The organism is Nocardioides oceani (genome assembly GCF_030412965.1).
Classification (GTDB): Bacteria; Actinomycetota; Actinomycetes; order Propionibacteriales; family Nocardioidaceae; genus Nocardioides; species Nocardioides oceani.
Map to the genome: position 1 here is coordinate 1 of NZ_JAUHJQ010000245.1, position 230 is coordinate 230.

The 230-nt window shown below is 76.1% G+C and carries 1 protein-coding gene; it reads right to left on the reverse strand.

Annotated features, from left to right (window positions below):
* Window positions 1-203 (reverse strand): FAD-dependent oxidoreductase (locus QWY28_RS23925; RefSeq protein WP_300955391.1); only part of this gene is annotated, 203 nt, incomplete at its 3' end.
* Window positions 204-230 lie beyond the last annotated feature (27 nt).

The following is a 230-nucleotide window of genomic DNA, read 5'->3' on the forward strand; positions in this document are numbered from 1 at the left end:
ACCGACCGCATCCGCAGGAACGCCTCGGTGTAGCGGGTGTTGCCGCCGGTCTCGGACTCCACCGAGCGCTCCAGCACCGCGACGCGCGCGCCGGCCTCGGCGGCGGAGACGGCCGCGGACCGGCCGGCGACGCCCCCGCCGACCACGACCACGTCGTACTCGTGGCGGGCGGGGACGGGTCCGGCAACGGGTTGGTGCGTCATGGGTCTGCTCCTCCAGGGGGTCAGGCG